The sequence below is a fragment of the Plantactinospora sp. BB1 genome (genome assembly GCF_003030385.1).
Taxonomy (GTDB): domain Bacteria; phylum Actinomycetota; class Actinomycetes; order Mycobacteriales; family Micromonosporaceae; genus Plantactinospora.
The window spans coordinates 2558850-2573083 of the sequence record NZ_CP028159.1 but is presented as its reverse complement, the minus strand read 5'-3'; the positions used below and the strand labels follow the sequence as shown (position 1 = coordinate 2573083).

At 72.9% G+C, this 14234-nt stretch carries 13 protein-coding genes; 7 read left to right on the top strand and 6 right to left on the bottom strand.

The window, feature by feature from the left end; all coding sequences use genetic code 11:
- Positions 1-249: 249 nt before the first annotated feature.
- Positions 250-1680 (bottom strand): carbohydrate-binding protein, encoded by a 1431-nt coding sequence (locus C6W10_RS11090; RefSeq protein ID WP_107257991.1) that lies wholly within the window; start codon positions 1678-1680, stop codon positions 250-252.
- A 334-nt stretch (positions 1681-2014) separates the two neighbouring features.
- Here C6W10_RS11090 and C6W10_RS11085 point away from each other — a divergent pair, with 334 nt between their 5' ends.
- From C6W10_RS11085 to C6W10_RS11075, 3 genes are read left to right on the top strand one after another with little or no spacing between them, the layout of a single operon-like run.
- Positions 2015-3175, top strand: coding sequence for a glutamate--cysteine ligase (locus C6W10_RS11085; protein ID WP_107263849.1), 1161 nt, complete (start codon positions 2015-2017; stop codon positions 3173-3175).
- Positions 3168-4538: an FAD-dependent oxidoreductase gene (locus C6W10_RS11080; RefSeq protein ID WP_107257990.1), complete on the top strand. Its 1371-nt coding sequence runs from the start codon at positions 3168-3170 to the stop codon at positions 4536-4538. Before C6W10_RS11085 ends, C6W10_RS11080 begins: the two co-directional genes overlap by 8 nt.
- A gap of 43 nt (positions 4539-4581) precedes the next feature.
- Positions 4582-5181 carry a DUF1707 domain-containing protein gene (locus tag C6W10_RS11075; protein WP_107257989.1) on the top strand — a complete coding sequence of 200 codons (600 nt, stop codon included), beginning with the start codon at positions 4582-4584 and terminating at the stop codon, positions 5179-5181.
- A 13-nt stretch (positions 5182-5194) separates the two neighbouring features.
- Here C6W10_RS11075 and C6W10_RS11070 read toward each other — a convergent pair whose 3' ends face one another.
- A complete protein-coding gene (locus C6W10_RS11070) occupies positions 5195-6466 on the bottom strand; it encodes an ArsB/NhaD family transporter (RefSeq protein ID WP_107257988.1) in 1272 nt (423 codons plus the stop codon).
- 201 nt (positions 6467-6667) lie between these two features.
- Between C6W10_RS11070 and C6W10_RS11065 the strand changes: the two genes are divergently transcribed.
- The 3 genes from C6W10_RS11065 to C6W10_RS11055 are packed head-to-tail and all read left to right on the top strand — an operon-like array spanning position 6668 to position 8630.
- Complete coding sequence (locus tag C6W10_RS11065; RefSeq protein WP_107257987.1) at positions 6668-7027, top strand: GntR family transcriptional regulator; 360 nt, start codon at positions 6668-6670, stop codon at positions 7025-7027.
- Positions 7009-7941: an ABC transporter ATP-binding protein gene (locus C6W10_RS11060; protein WP_234361698.1), complete on the top strand. Its 933-nt coding sequence runs from the start codon at positions 7009-7011 to the stop codon at positions 7939-7941. Before C6W10_RS11065 ends, C6W10_RS11060 begins: the two co-directional genes overlap by 19 nt.
- Positions 7938-8630 (top strand): hypothetical protein, encoded by a 693-nt coding sequence (locus C6W10_RS11055; RefSeq protein ID WP_107257985.1) that lies wholly within the window; start codon positions 7938-7940, stop codon positions 8628-8630. The genes C6W10_RS11060 and C6W10_RS11055 overlap by 4 nt, the downstream gene beginning before the upstream one ends.
- A gap of 30 nt (positions 8631-8660) precedes the next feature.
- Here the strand turns inward: C6W10_RS11055 and C6W10_RS11050 are convergent, their stop codons facing one another.
- Both C6W10_RS11050 and C6W10_RS11045 read right to left on the bottom strand, forming a co-directional pair.
- Positions 8661-9494 (bottom strand): Fpg/Nei family DNA glycosylase, encoded by an 834-nt coding sequence (locus C6W10_RS11050; RefSeq protein WP_107257984.1) that lies wholly within the window; start codon positions 9492-9494, stop codon positions 8661-8663.
- Positions 9495-9529: 35 nt separating this feature from the next.
- Entirely contained in the window at positions 9530-9940 is a 411-nt protein-coding gene (locus C6W10_RS11045) for a VOC family protein (protein WP_107263848.1), read from the bottom strand.
- Positions 9941-10116: 176 nt separating this feature from the next.
- On the opposite strand from C6W10_RS11045, the gene C6W10_RS11040 reads away from it, so the two are divergent.
- Positions 10117-10497 (top strand): hypothetical protein, encoded by a 381-nt coding sequence (locus tag C6W10_RS11040; protein ID WP_107257983.1) that lies wholly within the window; start codon positions 10117-10119, stop codon positions 10495-10497.
- Between the two features lie 46 nt (positions 10498-10543).
- Here the strand turns inward: C6W10_RS11040 and C6W10_RS11035 are convergent, their stop codons facing one another.
- Positions 10544-12274, bottom strand: coding sequence for an ABC transporter ATP-binding protein (locus C6W10_RS11035; RefSeq protein WP_107257982.1), 1731 nt, complete (start codon positions 12272-12274; stop codon positions 10544-10546).
- Positions 12271-14169 (bottom strand): ABC transporter ATP-binding protein, encoded by a 1899-nt coding sequence (locus tag C6W10_RS38475; RefSeq protein ID WP_234361697.1) that lies wholly within the window; start codon positions 14167-14169, stop codon positions 12271-12273. Before C6W10_RS38475 ends, C6W10_RS11035 begins: the two co-directional genes overlap by 4 nt.
- Positions 14170-14234 lie beyond the last annotated feature (65 nt).

The following is a 14234-nucleotide window of genomic DNA, read 5'->3' as shown; positions in this document are numbered from 1 at the left end:
GTCGGGCATCCACAGCCATCGACTGTCCGCCAATTATTAGGAAGGTTAACTGTTTCACGCAAGAGGGTGGACTGCGGCCTCCACACGAGCCGGAAGACGGTTGCGCACGGGATGGGGACGATGGCGCACGGGTTGGCAGACGGTCGCGCACGCCCGAGGCCGGCGTCTCCGGTGGGCCGAGAAGCCGGAGACGCCGGCCGGACCCGGTCCTGACCGCTCGCGCGGGTCAGCGACGGGACCCTCCCGGGCTCAGCGCCGGAAGGTGAACCAGTTGAGGTTGACGAAGTCCGCCGACTGGCCGCTGCTGAAGGTCAGGTAGACCGTGCGTACCCCGGTCACCGCCGAGACGTTGCCGGGAATCGACTGCCAGCTCTGCCAGCCGCCGGTGTTGCCGACGGCGAAGCTGCCCAGCACCGGACCGGTCGGGCTGTCCACCCGGACCTGCACCAGGCCGCTCACCCCGCCACCGGCACCCGAGGCGACCCGGGCCACGAAGTCCCGGGGCGGCGTCGAACCGAAGTCGACCCGGTCGTAGCGGGCCCAGTCGCCGTTGGCCAGCCAGGCGATGTTCTGGCCGCCCTCGCTGCACGCCTCGACGCCGACGCCCTGCTGCCCGTTGTGCGCCTCGGCCTGGATCGTCGAGTACGCGCTCACCGTGCCGCCGGGCGGCGGCGTGGTCGGCGGCGGCGTCGTCGGCGGGTTGGTCGGGTTGGTGCCACCGCCCCGGCTGTACACCGCGACGTAGTCGACCAGCATCGGCCGGCCGGAGACGGTCGCGGAGGTCGGGGTGGTGCCGCCGGCCACGCCGTTCGGGAACGAGCCGCCCATCGCGACGTTGAGCAGCAGGAAGTAGCCGGCGTGGTCGGTCATCTGCGACCAGTACGAGCCGACCTGGGACTGGGTGACGGTGTGGTAGTGCTGGCCGTCGACGTACCAGCGCAGTTGCTGGGGGCTGACCGAGGCGTCCCACTCGAACCGGTAGGTGTGGAACGCCGCCTGGCAGGTCGAGCCGGGGCAGGCCCGCTGGGCGCCGATGCCGTTGAACTCGTTGCACGGCCCGCCGGGCGCGACGCCGCAGTGCAGTACGCCCCAGACCGAGTTGATCCCGTTGACGTTCTCCATCACGTCGAACTCGCCGATCCCCGGCCAGTTCTGGTAGTTCCCCCGGTACGGCGCGCCGAGCGCCCAGAACGCCGGCCAGTAGCCGGCCGCCGCCGCGCCGGTCACGTTCGGCATCTGGATCCGGCCCTCGATCGCCAGCACCCCGCCGGACGGCGGCTTGAAGTTGCTGCGGACCGTCTCGATCCGGGACGAGGTCCACTGGCCGGAGGCGCTGCGGATGGGGGTGATCCGCAGGTTGCCGCTGCCGTCGTGGCTGACGTTGGCGGTGCTGTTGGTGTAGGTCTGGATCTCGCCGGTGCCCCAGTTCGGCGGGCCGCCGGGATAGCTGGTGCCGGTGTCGATGATCCAGTTCGCCGACGAGGGCAGGGTGTTGGCCGCGCCGGTGAAGTCGTCGCCCCAGACGAGGCTCCAGCCGGAGGCCGGGGGCGGGATGGCGGCCCGGGCGGTCACGGTCACGGTGGCGAAGACCGTGGCGAAGAGGGTGGTCACGGCCACCAGCAGCGCGAGGCGCCTTCTGGTGCTCCGGCCGGCGGGTTGGGCGATCCGGGTGGTGGACATGTGCGGGGCCTCTCTACAGGGGACGGGGAGCCCCACGCCGGGACGGGGAGCCCGGCGTGGAGACGGAGCCGAGAGAGCGCTCTCTCAGGAGTTGTACGTCCCCCGCCCCCACCTGTCAACACCTGTCGATGCCTCGCCCCGGTACGCCCACCGCGACCGTCCCGGCCGCCGGCCCACCCGAAGCACGGGGACAGAAGCACGGAGACAGAAGCACGGGGACAGCCGGATGCCGCGATTGGTCTGCCGGGGAGTTTCCCGGCATCGACACTGAGGGTAATGAACAACCGGTCGCGCCAGCGACGCTGTTCGGATCGAACGACGGGCGGTGATGGTGATGGTGATGCTCGACGGGCTGACCGCACCGGTGCAACCTCTGCCGAACGATGGACCGGAATCGCTGACGGTCGGGGTCGAGGAGGAGTTCCTGCTCGTCGACCCGGTGACCGGCGCGGCGGCACCCGCGGTCGAGGCGGTACTGGCCGAGGTGCCGGACGAACTGCGCGGGCAGGTGCAGCGCGAGTTCCAGACCAGCCAGATCGAGATCGGCACCCCGCCCGGGCTGGAGCTGACCGCGCTGCGGCACTCGCTCGGGCTGCTGCGTACCGGGCTGGCCGACGCCGCCGAGGCGGCCGGCGTACGCCTGGTCGCGGTCGGCACCGGCCCGGTCGACGGCCCGATGCCGCCGCTGGTGGAGAACCCCCGGTTCGACCAGATGATCGAGCGGTTCGGACTGCTGGTCCCGTCGCCCGGGGTCAACGGCATGCACGTGCACGTCGGGGTGCCCGAACCGGAGACCGCCGTGCAGGTGCTCAACCACCTCCGCCCGGCGCTGCCGATCCTGCACGCCGCCACCGCGAACTCGCCGTTCTACCAGGGTCGGGACACCGGCTACGCGAGCTGGCGCTCGGTGCTCTGGGAGCGCTGGCCGTCGGTGGCGCCGACCCCCTTCCTGGAGTCGCACGCGCACTACGAGAGCCTGGTCGAGGACCTCATCGGCACCGGGATGATGCTCGACGAGGGGATGCTCTACTGGTACGCCCGGCTGTCGTCGAAGTATCCGACGGTGGAGGTCCGGATCGGCGACGTCTGCCCCGGCCTGGACGACACGATCCTGATCGCGGCACTGGTCCGGGCCCTGGTCGACACCGCCCTGGCCGACATCGCGGCCGGGGTGCCGGCGCCCCGGGTGTCGCACCACATGCTGGTCGGCGCGCACTGGCGGGCGGCGCACGACGGGCTCGAAGGGCTCGGCGTGGACCCGGTCGACGGCAGCGTACGGCCCGCCTGGCAGCTCATGCGCCGCCTCCTCGACCGGCTCCGGCCGGCCCTCGAACGCCACGGCGACCTGCCGCTGGTCACCGAGCTGCTGAGCCGGTTGCAGGCGCACGGCACCGGCGCCGCCCGGCAGCGGGCCGCCTACGCGCGGCGGCACGAGATCTCCGACGTACTGGACGACCTGGTCCGGCGTACCAGGGGCAGCGCGGGACATGGCTGAGAAGCTGGTGGTGGTCGGCGGCGACGCGGCGGGGATGTCCGCCGCGTCGCAGGCCCGGCGCCGCCGCGACCGGTCCGCGCTGGAGATCGTCGCGTTCGAACGCGGCCACTTCACCTCCTACTCGGCCTGCGGCATCCCGTACTGGGTGGGTGGGCTGGTCGACGACGCGGACCAACTGGTCAGCCGCGACCCGGCGACGTTCCGGGAGGAATTCCAGGTCGACGTCCGGCTCCGGCACGAGGTGGTCGGCATCGACCTGGACCGGCGCGAGGTGGTGGCCCGGGATCTGGAACACGGCGGGCGCGAGGTCCGGGAGGGCTTCGACCAGCTCGTGTACGCCGCCGGCGCCGTGCCCGTCACCCCGCCCTGGGCCCGCACCGACGCGGCCGGGGTGTTCGGGGTGCAGACCCTGGACGACGGCGCGGCGCTGATCGACTGGCTGGACGGCGACCCGGCACCCCGCCGGGCGGTGGTGGTCGGCGGCGGCTACATCGGCGTCGAGATGGCCGAGGCGATGATCCAGCGCGGTCTCTCGGTCAGCCTGGTCGAGCGGAGCCCCGAGCCGATGTCGACCGTCGACCCGGACATGGGCGCCCTGGTCCGCAAGGCGCTGGGCGGGCTGGGCGTGGACGTGCGCAGCGGGGTCACCGTGACCGGGCTGGAGACCCGGCACGGCCGGGTCGCCGCCGTGGTCACCGAGGACGGCACCCTGCCGGCCGACATCGTGGTGCTGGGTCTCGGGGTACGCCCGAACGCCGCACTCGCGGCCGAGGCCGGGTTGCCGATCGGTCCGACCGGCGGAATCCGGGTCGACCTGCGGATGCGGGTGGTGGACACCCCCGGGGTCTGGGCGGCCGGTGACTGCGTCGAGTCGGTGCACCGGGTCTCCGGGCAGCCCGTCTACGTGCCGCTCGGCACGCACGCCAACAAGCAGGGCCGGGTCGCCGGGATCAACATCGGCGGCGGGTACGCCACCTTCGCCGGGGTGGTCGGCACCGCCGTGACCCGGGTCTGCGACCTGGAGGTCGGGCGTACCGGGCTGCTCGAGAAGGAGGCGACGGCGGCCGGCTTCGAGTTCGTCGCCGTACGGGTCGAGTCGACGAGCCGGGCCGGCTACTACCCCGGGGCGAAGCCGATGACGGTGAAGCTGATCGTCGAGCGGCGCAGCGGGCGGCTGCTCGGTGCGCAGATCGTCGGCCGTTCCGAGGCGGCGAAGCGGATCGACGTGCTGGCGGTGGCGCTCTGGAACCGGATGACCGTGGACGAGATGTCCGGCCTCGATCTCGGCTACGCGCCGCCGTACGCCCCGGTCTGGGATCCGGTACTGGTCGCCGCCCGCAAGGCGGTCGACGCGATCCGATGAGCGGGCGCCAACGGGTACCCGATGGCCGATAGGCTGTGCCGCCATGGAGCGGGAACCGCAGGACGACGCCGACCGGATCCGGGTCTCCGACCGGGAGCGCGAGCAGGTCGTCGAGTTGCTGGGTACGGCGGCCGCCGAGGGCCGGCTGACCCTGGACGAGTACGCCGACCGGGCCACCGCCGCGCACGCCGCCAAGACCCGGGGTGAACTGGCCCGGCTCACCGACGACCTGCCGACCGGCTCGCCGGCCGCCGCGGTGCCGGCCCGCCGGTCGGAGTCCGCTCTCGCCGGGTCGGCTCCGGAACGGCTGGTCGCGATCTTCGGCAACGAGTCCCGCAAGGGGCGCTGGCCGGTGCCGGCCCGGCTGGAGGCGCGTGCGGTCTTCGGGGACTGTCACATCGAGTTGCAGGACACCACGCTGCCGCATCCGGTGGTCACGATCGAGGCGACCGCGATCTTCGGCTCGGTGACGATCTTCGTGCCGGAGGGGGTGGAGGTCCGGCTCACCGGTACGGCGGTCTTCGGCAGCAAGGAGTCCAAGCTGCGCGGCGATGCCCCGCCCGGCGGTCCGGTGCTGGAGGTGCACTCCAAAGTCATCTTCGGTTCGGTGACCGTACGCCCGCCGAAGCGCCGCTGGTTCTGATCCCGCCGTTCCCTCAGGCGGACTGGGTCAGGTGCAGCGCGGCCCAGAGCGCGACCACCCCGGCGACGAGTCCGGCGGGCGTGCTGAGCACGCCGAGCCGCAGGAAGGTGCCGGTGGCCGGCGGGTCGTCCCGCAGGTGCAGGATGCGCCGCCAGAGCAGGGTGGCCAGCGAGCCGACGTAGTAGAGGTTCGGTCCGACGTTGACCCCGATCAGCACGGCCAGCACCAGGCCCGGCGAGTGGGCGACCGCCGGCACCAGGACCAGGGTCGCCGGCAGGTTGTTGACCAGGTTGGCCAGCAGCGCGGCCAGCCCGGCGACCGCGAGCAGGCCGAGCAGGTCGGCCCGGTGCGGGGCGAGCCGGCCGACCATGTCGTCGAGGCCGTTGCGGCGTACCGCCAGCACGACGACGCCGAGGGCGAGGACGAAGACGCAGAACAGCGGCTGCGCCTCGGCCACGATCCGGCCGGCGGTACGCAGCCGTTCGGCGCGGCGGGCCCGGACCACCAGCGGTACGCCCAGCAGCACCGCGCCGATCCCGGCCACCCAGCCCGGGTGCAGGTGCAGCGGCTCGGCCGCGACGAAACCGGCCAGCGTCGCGCCGAGTACCCCGAGCGCGTACCGGGGTGGCGGCACCGGTTCGACCGCTCCGGGCCGGGCCGGGGCGGCCAGGTCGGCCCGGAAGAACCGCCGGAACACCAGGTACTCGACGGCGATCACCGCCAGCCAGGGCAGCGCCATCGTGGCGGCGAAGCCGGCGAAGGTCAGCCCGCTGGCGGCGAACGCGAGCAGGTTGGTGAGGTTCGACACCGGCAGCAGCAGTGACGCCGAGTTGGCCAGGTGGGCGCAGGCGTAGACGTGCGGGCGGGCGCGTACCCCGCTGGCGGTGGCGGTGGCCAGCACGACCGGGGTGAGCAGGACCACCGTGGCGTCGAGGCTGAGCACTGCGGTCACCGTCGCCGCGATGCCGAAGACCACCGCGAGCAGTCGGGTGGCCGGACGCCGGCCGGAGCCGCCCCGGGCCACCCGTGCGGCGACCGCGCCGGCGTAGCCGAAGACGCCCCAGGCGTCGGCGAGGTGCGCCAGCACGAGGATCGCGGCCAGGAACCCGACCGTCGGCGCCAGCATCGCCAGCTCCGCCCGGGCGGCGGGCCACGGCACCAAGCCGACCGCGACCACCAGGAGCGCCGCCGGCAGTGCGACGGCGGCTTCCGGCAGCCGGCGGGGGCGCAGCACGGCGAATCCGAGTACCGCCGCCAGCAGCATCGCGGCGGTGAGGGTGGGCATCAGGTCGGCAGCCTATGGCCACGGCTCGGCGGCGGCCCTGGCCGGAACCGGCGATGTGGCCGGGGCAACCCCGCTGGTCGGCTCTCCGACCTTGACAGCGAGCCGGGTTGGTTGGATGGTTAATTACATGAGTAATGAACCCACGAGGCCGGATCCGGCCGGTCCGCCCGGACCCCGCCGGCCGGCGGGCGGGTCCGGCTGATGGAGGACGGGCGACCGATCTTTCTCCAGATCGCCGAGCTGATCGAAAACTCGATCATCGACGGCACGCTCGCCGAGGAGACCCAGGTCCCCTCCACGAACGAGCTGGCGGCATTCCACCGGATCAACCCGGCGACCGCGGGCAAGGGCGTCAACCAGTTGGTGGACGACGGGATTCTCTACAAGAAACGAGGTATCGGCATGTTCGTCGCCACCGGCGCCCGCGCGAGACTGCGGGACCGCCGTCGCGAGGAGTTCGCCCAGCAGTTCCTGCACCCGCTGCTCGCCGAGGCAGGCAAGCTCGGCATCGACGCCGACGAACTCAAGCGCATGATCGACCGATGGGAGCAGGACCGATGACCACGGTGGTCCGCGCCGAACACGTGAGCAAGCGGTTCCGCGACGTCACCGCCCTGGACGACGTCAGCTTCACCCTCCAGCAGAACCGGATCCACGGCCTGCTCGGCCGGAACGGGGCCGGCAAGACCACCCTGATGCAGATCATGACCGGACAGCTCCTGGCCAGCTCGGGCGGGCTGACCATCGACGGGACGCCGCCGTACGAGAACGAGTCGGTGATGTCCCGGGTCTGCTTCATCAAGGAGAGCCAGACCTACCCGCAGTACTTCAAGGTGCGGCACGCGCTGGAGTCGGCCCGGCTGCTCTTCCCCGGCTGGGACGAGGACTTCGCGCAGACGCTGCTGGCGGACTTCCGGCTGCCGCTGGGCCGGCAGGTCCGGAAGCTGTCCCGGGGCATGCACTCGATGCTCGGCATCATCATCGGGCTCGCCTCCCGGGCCCCGCTGACCCTCTTCGACGAGCCGTACCTCGGTCTCGACGCCGTCGCCCGGCACCTCTTCTACGACCACCTGCTCACCGACTACGCCGAGCACCCCCGGACCGTGGTGCTCTCCACCCACCTCATCGACGAGGTCGGCGAGCTGCTCGAACACGTCCTCCTGCTCGACCAGGGCCGGGTGCTGCTGGACACCACCGCCGAGGCGCTGCGTGGCCAGGTGGTCACGGTCGCCGGACCGGCCACCGCCGTCGACGAGTTGGCCGCCCGGAACGAGGAGCTGCACCGCGAGACCCTCGGCCGGTACGCCCGGGCGACCCTGCGCGGCAGTTTCGGCACCGCCGAACGCGCCCAGGCGAAGGCGCTCGGGCTGGACCTGGAGGCGGTCTCGCTACAGGAGATCGTCATCCGGCTCACCACCGCACAGGCCCGGTCCGGCGGCGACGCCACCGGTACCCGGAAGGAGACCACCCGATGAACCGCGTGCTGACCGTGACCCGGGTCCAACTGGTCGGCTGGCAGAACACCGTGGCCTGGCCCTGGCTGCTGCTCCTGATGGTCTTCACCGTCAACTACGCCGTCTTCCTGGTGATCGGCGACCGGGACGTGAACCCGACGACCGGTGCGATCGTCTCGATCTACATCGTCGTCTTCGTCACCAGCATCAACTGGATCACCCAGTTGCTGCCCTTCAGCATGGCGCTGAGCGTGATCCGGCGGACCTTCTACCTGGCCTCCGCGCTCTTCCTGACGGTCCAGTCCGTCCTCTTCGGCGTACTGCTCTTCTGCTGCCAACTGGTCGAGGACGCCACGGACGGCTGGGGCATCCGGCTGCGCTTCTTCGGGCTGAACTTCATCGACGACCTGAACCCGCTGCTCCAGATCGCGATCTACACGGTGCCGTTCGTCCTGCTCGGCTTCCTCGGTATCTTCGTCGCGGTCTTCTACAAGCGGTTCGGGCTGACCGGGATGTGGCTGCTGAGCACCGGCACCCTGCTCGTGCTGGCCGGCGTCGCCGTACTGCTCACCTGGCTGGACCTCTGGTCCGGCATCGGCGGCTGGTTCGCCGACCAGCCGGTGGCGGCCTGGATCGTGGGCTGGCCGGCGCTGCTGGCTGCCCTGCTGGCCGGGGTCGGCTACCTGACCATCCGCCGCGTCACGCCCTGACGGTCGCCGAGTCCGCCGAGCCGGGCCCGCTCACCGTCCGGCCCGGGATCGGCGCGGCGCCCGCTGGCAGCGCGGGCACCAGTACGAGTTGCGGCCGGCCTGGTCCGCCCGGAGGACCGCCGTACCGCAGAGGTGGCAGGGCAGTCCGGCACGGCGGTAGACGTACACCTCGCCGCCGTGCCGGTCTACCCGGGGCGGCCGGCCCATCGCCTCGGGCAGATGCTGGGGGTGCACGGTGTCGATCCGCCCCGTCGCGACGGCCGCCGTCATCAGCTCCACCAGGTCGGCCCAGATCCTCCGCCACGCCTGCGGGGTGAGATCCCGGCCCGGAGTGGTGGGTGGCAGGCCGGCCCGGAACAACGCCTCGGTGACGAAGATCAGGCCGGTGCCGGCGACGATCGACTGGTCGAGCAGGAGTGCGAAGAGCGGCGTCGGGCTGCGCCGGATCCGGGCGTACGGGGTGTCCGGGTCGGCGTCGGCGCGCAGCGGGTCGGCACCGAGCCGGTCCCGCAGGGCGTCGACCTCGGGCGGGGAGAGCAGCTCGCAGGCGGTCGGGCCGCGCAGGTCCAGCCAGTGCAGGTCACTACGCAGCCGCAGCCGGACCTGGCCGACCGGCGCCGGCGGTTCACCGTCGCCGTCGGTGAACCTCCCGTAGAGCCCGAGGTGTACGTGCAGCGTCTGCCCGCCGCCGTAGTGGTGCAGCAGATGCTTGCCGTACGCCTCGGTCTGCTCGAGTACGGCTCCGGAGAGCAGCGCGGCTCCCTCGGCGAACCGCCCCTGCGGGCTGCTGGCCAGCACCTTCTCCCCACCGAACAGCTCCCGGTGCCGGGCGGCCAGCCGGTGGATGGTGTGACCTTCGGGCATGGTCGCCAAGCATAGACTTCCGGGCCCGTCCGGCCTCAGCCGCGCGGCGGCGAGATGTTGACCATCCAGGGGGTGCCGAACCGGTCGGCGCAGGCGCCGAACTCGTCGCCCCACATCTGCCGCTCCAGCGGTACCGAGACGATGCCGCCCTCGGAGAGCGCGTTCCAGTAGCCGCGCAGCTCGTCGCTGTCGTCCCCGCTCAGGCTCACCGTGATGGCGTTGCCCGGGGCGTGCTCCATCCCGGGCGGCACGTCGGAACCCATCAGGGTGAACCCGCTGTCCGTTTCGAGCATGGCGTGCATGACCTGGTCGGCCTGGTCGCCCTCGGTGCCGAACTCCCCGAAGGTGCTCAGCACCAGGTTGCCGCCGAAGAGGCGCTGGTAGAACTCCATCGCTTCCCGGGCGTTCCCGTCGAAGCTGAGGTATGGGTTGAGGCGGGTCGGCACCGGATGCTCCTTGGTCGCGGAAGAGGCCGTCACCGGGGACCAACGACGCAACGCCGGCTCGGGTTCGAGTCACGGGGAACCTCTGGCGCCGGGCCGAGGCGTCGATGTCCCTCGTCAAGGCGGCCTGACGTCAGGGCAGCTTGACGTCAAGGTGACTTGACGGCAGAGTGGCGTACATGAGTACTCCCGAAGAGCTGGAACAGCGCTTCACCCTGCTGACCGCCGCCGCCCGCTACGACCACCTCCGGCTCCGGGACGCGCTCGCCCCGCCGACCGACGACCCGGACGACGAGACCGAGCCCGATCCGGACGCCCGGCCGCTGAGTCGGGAGGAGGCGTTGGAACTGCTCGCCCTGGGCGAGGTGATCATGCGCAAGGCCAGCTACGGCCGGCAGTTGACGGTCCGGACCGCCCGGGCCACCGGCGCCTCCTGGACGCAGATCGGCGCCGCCCTGGCCACCAGCAAGCAGTCGGCCTGGGAGACGCACAGCCGCTGGCTCGGCGAGCAGGAGACCGCCACCGGCACGCGGCGACACTCCGACGGGGAAGGGTCCTGACCGGTCACGGCACCAGGAGCGTCTTCGGGGCACTCGGCGCAGGGGGTCAGCCGTGCCAGGAGCGCCAGAGGGCGGCGTACGCGCCGTCGGCCCGGAGCAGCTCGTCGTGGCTGCCCAGCTCGGTGATCCGGCCGTCCTCCATCACCGCCACCCGGTCCGCGTCGTGCGCGGTGTTCAACCGGTGCGCGATCGCGATCACCGTACGCCCGGCGAGCACCGCGGCCAGCGCCCGCTCGGTACGCCGGGCGGTGGTCGGGTCGAGGGCCGCGGTCGCCTCGTCGAGGATCAGCGCGTGCGGGTCGGCGAGGACCAGCCGGGCCAGTGCGAGCTGCTGCGCCTCGGCGGGACTCAGCTCCCGGGCCCCGTCGCCGAGTTCGGTGTCGAGGTCGTCGGGAAGGTCGGCGTACCAGTCGGCACCGACCGCGACCAGCGCGGACCGCATCTGTGCGTCGGTGGCGTCCGGGGCGGCGAAGGCGAGGTTGTCCCGCAGCGAGCCGATGAAGACGTGGTGCTCCTGGGTGACCAGGGCGATCCGGCGCCGCCGCTGCGCCGGGTCGAGGTCGGTGACCGGGCAGCCGCCGAGGCTCACCTCGCCGTGCCGGGGGCGGTCGATCCCGGCCAGCAGCCGGGCCAGCGTCGACTTGCCGGCCCCGGACGGCCCGACGATGGCCAGCCGCTCGCCGGGCCGGACCGTCAGGTCGATCCCGTGCAGCACGTCGGGGCCGTCGGCGTAACCGAAGCGGACACCCCGGACCTCGATCTGCTTCCCGGCCGGCGAGGCGCCCCGCCCGCGCGGCTCCGGCGGCACCTGGCCGACCCCGAGCACCCGGGCGAAGGAGGCGAGGCCACGCTGTGCCTGCTCCATCCACTGGAGGATCTGGTCCAGCGGACCGATCGCCTGTTGCAGGTAGAGCGCGGCGGCGACCACCTCGCCGAGGGTGACCAGCCCGTTGTCGAGACAGAGGCCGCCGACCAGCAGTACCGCCGCGATCGGCAGCGGATAGCTCGACTCCACCACCGGATAGAAGACCGAACGCAGCCGCAGGGTACGTCGCCGGGACGTCCAGACCCGCCCGATCCGGGCCCGGCCGTGCGCGACCCGTTCGCCGCTGAGCCGGAGCGCCTCGACGGTCCGGGCGCCCTCGGCGGTGGTGGTCAGCGCCTCGGTCAGCTCCGCCGACGCGGCGCCCTCGGCGAGGTACGCCGTGGAGGCCCGCCGTAGATACCAGCGGGTCACCGCGACGATCGACGGCAGCCCGGCCAGCGCGGCGACGCCGAGCACCGGATGCAGCACGAAGATCACTCCGAAGAGCAGGGTCAGTTGTGCCGAGGCGATGACCACCACCGGCACCACCTGGCGGACCGTGACCCCGACCGTGGCGACGTCGACCGAGCTGCGGGTGGCGAGGTCTCCGGTGCCGGCCCGCTCGACGACCGAGACCGGCAGCGCCAGCGTGCGGCGTACGAACTCCTCGCGGAGCTGGGCGACGGCGCGCTCCCCGAAGCGGTGGCCGGCGTACTGGGCGTACCGGGAGATCACGGTCTGCACCACCACGCAGCCGACGATGGCCAACGCCAGCCGGTCCACCGTGCCGGTGCCGGCGCCGGCCACCACCTCGTCGACGATGACTCCGAGCAGCCAGGGCGCGGCCAGCCCGGCGAGGGTCGCCGCCACGTGCAGTACCAGGATGACGGCGACCGCCCGCCGGTCCCGGGCGATCAGGTCCCACCCCGCCCGGCGTACCGTGCCCAGGTCCGCCACCGGCAGCCCGGTCACCGCAGCGCCCCCTCGCCGTCGACGGCCCCGCCGGCCGCCGCCAACGGCTCGCCGTCCCGGGAGACCAGCGCCCGGTAGCCCGGGTCGCGGTCGAGCAGCTCGGCATGGGTGCCGGTGTCGACGATCCGCCCGTCGCGCAGGTGCGCCACCTGCTCGGCGTGCCCGAGCAGCAGCGGCGAGGTGGCGAGCAGGATCGTGGTGCGACCGGCCCGGGCGTCCCGGAGCCGCTGCGCGATCCGCGCCTCGGTGTGCGCGTCCACCGCCGAGGTCGGGTCGACCAGGATCAGCACCTCGGGTTCGACCAGCAGCGCCCGGGCCAGGCGTACCCGCTGCCGCTGGCCGCCGGAGAGCCGGCGGGCCCGGGTGTCGATCGGGGTGTCCAGCTCCTCCGGCAGGGCCTCCACGACGTCCTCGGCGGAGGCGACCCGCAGGCCGGCCCGCAGCTCGGCGTCGGTGTGCTGCCGTCCACTGTGCAGGATCTCCCGCAGCGTCCCGGCGAAGAGGTAGGAGTCGTGGTCGGCGACCAGGATCCGGGACCGCACCTCGGGCAGCGCGATCGCGGTCAGCGGCACCCCGCCCCAGGTCACCTCGCTGGGTCGGTAACGGCCGAGCCGGTCGGCCAGGGCGGTCGCCTCGGCCGGGTCGGCGGCGGCGACCCCGATCAGCCGCCCGACCGGCACGGTCAGCCCGGTGACCGGATCGTGCAGTTCGGCGGGACCGGCCGGGGCAGGCCGGAGCGCCCCGGCACCGACGCCGTCCCGCCCCGCGCCTCCCGCGCCGTCCGGCTCTCCGCCGCCGGCGCCGTCCGGCTCTCCGCCACCCGCGCCGTCCCGCTCTGTGTCACCGGTTTTTCCCCGCCTCGCGCCAGCCGCGTCGTCCGGCTCCGGGCCGGTGACGTCGTCCGGGGTCAGCCGGAGCAGGGCGATGATCCGGCGGGCCGCGACCCGACCCCGGATCACCTGGTAGCTACCCTGCATCAGGAACCACACCGGGACGATCAGCACCGCGACGTAGCCGTAGACGGCGACGAGTTGCCCGATGGTGATCTCGCCGTGCACGGCCATCCGGGCGGCCAGCCAGATCACGGCGGCGAGGAAGCCCGCCGGGATCGCGGTGGTCAGCGCCTCGATCCAACTGCTGACCGCACCGACCCGGTAGCCCTCGGCCCGCAGTTCCTGGGAGCGGACGGCGTACCGGCGGGCGAATAGGTCCCGGCCGCCGACCCCGGCGAGGACCCGCAGCCCGGCGACGATGTCCCCGGCCCGGGTGGTGAGCACGCCCTGCCGCTGCCGATAGACGGACTCGGCCCGGTCCAGCCGGCGCAGCAGCGGCCCGATGAGGATCGCGACCGCCGGCACGCCGAGCAGCACGCAGAGGGCGAGCCGTGGCGAGATCGACCAGAGGATGACCGCGACGACCGTGTACGCCAGTACGGCGCCGACGCCCGGCCCGGTCAGCGTCAGCACGTGCGAGGTGTTGGTGATGTCCGAGCCGCCGACCGTGGCCACCTCACCGGCGGCGAGCTTGCGCGGCAGTACCGCGCCGATCCGGGAGAGCTGCCGCAGGAGTACGGCGGCGGAGCGGGCGCTGGCGTCCTCCCGGATGAAGGTCATCGTCCGGTGCCGCTGGATCCCGAGCTGGGCCAGCCCGAAGCCGGCGACGACGATCGTGGCGGCCCAGAAGAGCAGGGCACGGGTGTTCCCGGTGCGCAGCCCGTCGTCGATCGCCCGGGAGACGAGGTACGGCCGCAGCGAGAGCCCGACCATCCAGGCCGTGCCGAGTAGGCTGCCCCGCAGCACGCGTACGGGTTGGCTGCGCACCAGCCACCAGATGTAGCGCAGTGGTCCCCGGGTGTCCGGCACCCCCGGCTCGGGGTGCGGGAGCTGCGGGGACACCGCCACAGGCTACCGAGGCGGGAATGGCCGACCCAGCCATTTCAGCCGTGGGCGCAGGGATCGGC

What these genes read in the sequence shown, in the direction of transcription:
- C6W10_RS11090 (WP_107257991.1), bottom strand. Translation starts at nt 1,680, where the DNA reads ATGTCCACCACCCGGATCGCCCAACCCGCCGGCCGGAGCACCAGAAGG.
- C6W10_RS11085 (WP_107263849.1), top strand. Translation starts at nt 2,015, where the DNA reads ATGGTGATGCTCGACGGGCTGACCGCACCGGTGCAACCTCTGCCGAAC.
- C6W10_RS11080 (WP_107257990.1), top strand. Translation starts at nt 3,168, where the DNA reads ATGGCTGAGAAGCTGGTGGTGGTCGGCGGCGACGCGGCGGGGATGTCC.
- C6W10_RS11075 (WP_107257989.1), top strand. Translation starts at nt 4,582, where the DNA reads ATGGAGCGGGAACCGCAGGACGACGCCGACCGGATCCGGGTCTCCGAC.
- C6W10_RS11070 (WP_107257988.1), bottom strand. Translation starts at nt 6,466, where the DNA reads ATGCCCACCCTCACCGCCGCGATGCTGCTGGCGGCGGTACTCGGATTC.
- C6W10_RS11065 (WP_107257987.1), top strand. Translation starts at nt 6,668, where the DNA reads ATGGAGGACGGGCGACCGATCTTTCTCCAGATCGCCGAGCTGATCGAA.
- C6W10_RS11060 (WP_234361698.1), top strand. Translation starts at nt 7,009, where the DNA reads ATGGGAGCAGGACCGATGACCACGGTGGTCCGCGCCGAACACGTGAGC.
- C6W10_RS11055 (WP_107257985.1), top strand. Translation starts at nt 7,938, where the DNA reads ATGAACCGCGTGCTGACCGTGACCCGGGTCCAACTGGTCGGCTGGCAG.
- C6W10_RS11050 (WP_107257984.1), bottom strand. Translation starts at nt 9,494, where the DNA reads ATGCCCGAAGGTCACACCATCCACCGGCTGGCCGCCCGGCACCGGGAG.
- C6W10_RS11040 (WP_107257983.1), top strand. Translation starts at nt 10,117, where the DNA reads ATGAGTACTCCCGAAGAGCTGGAACAGCGCTTCACCCTGCTGACCGCC.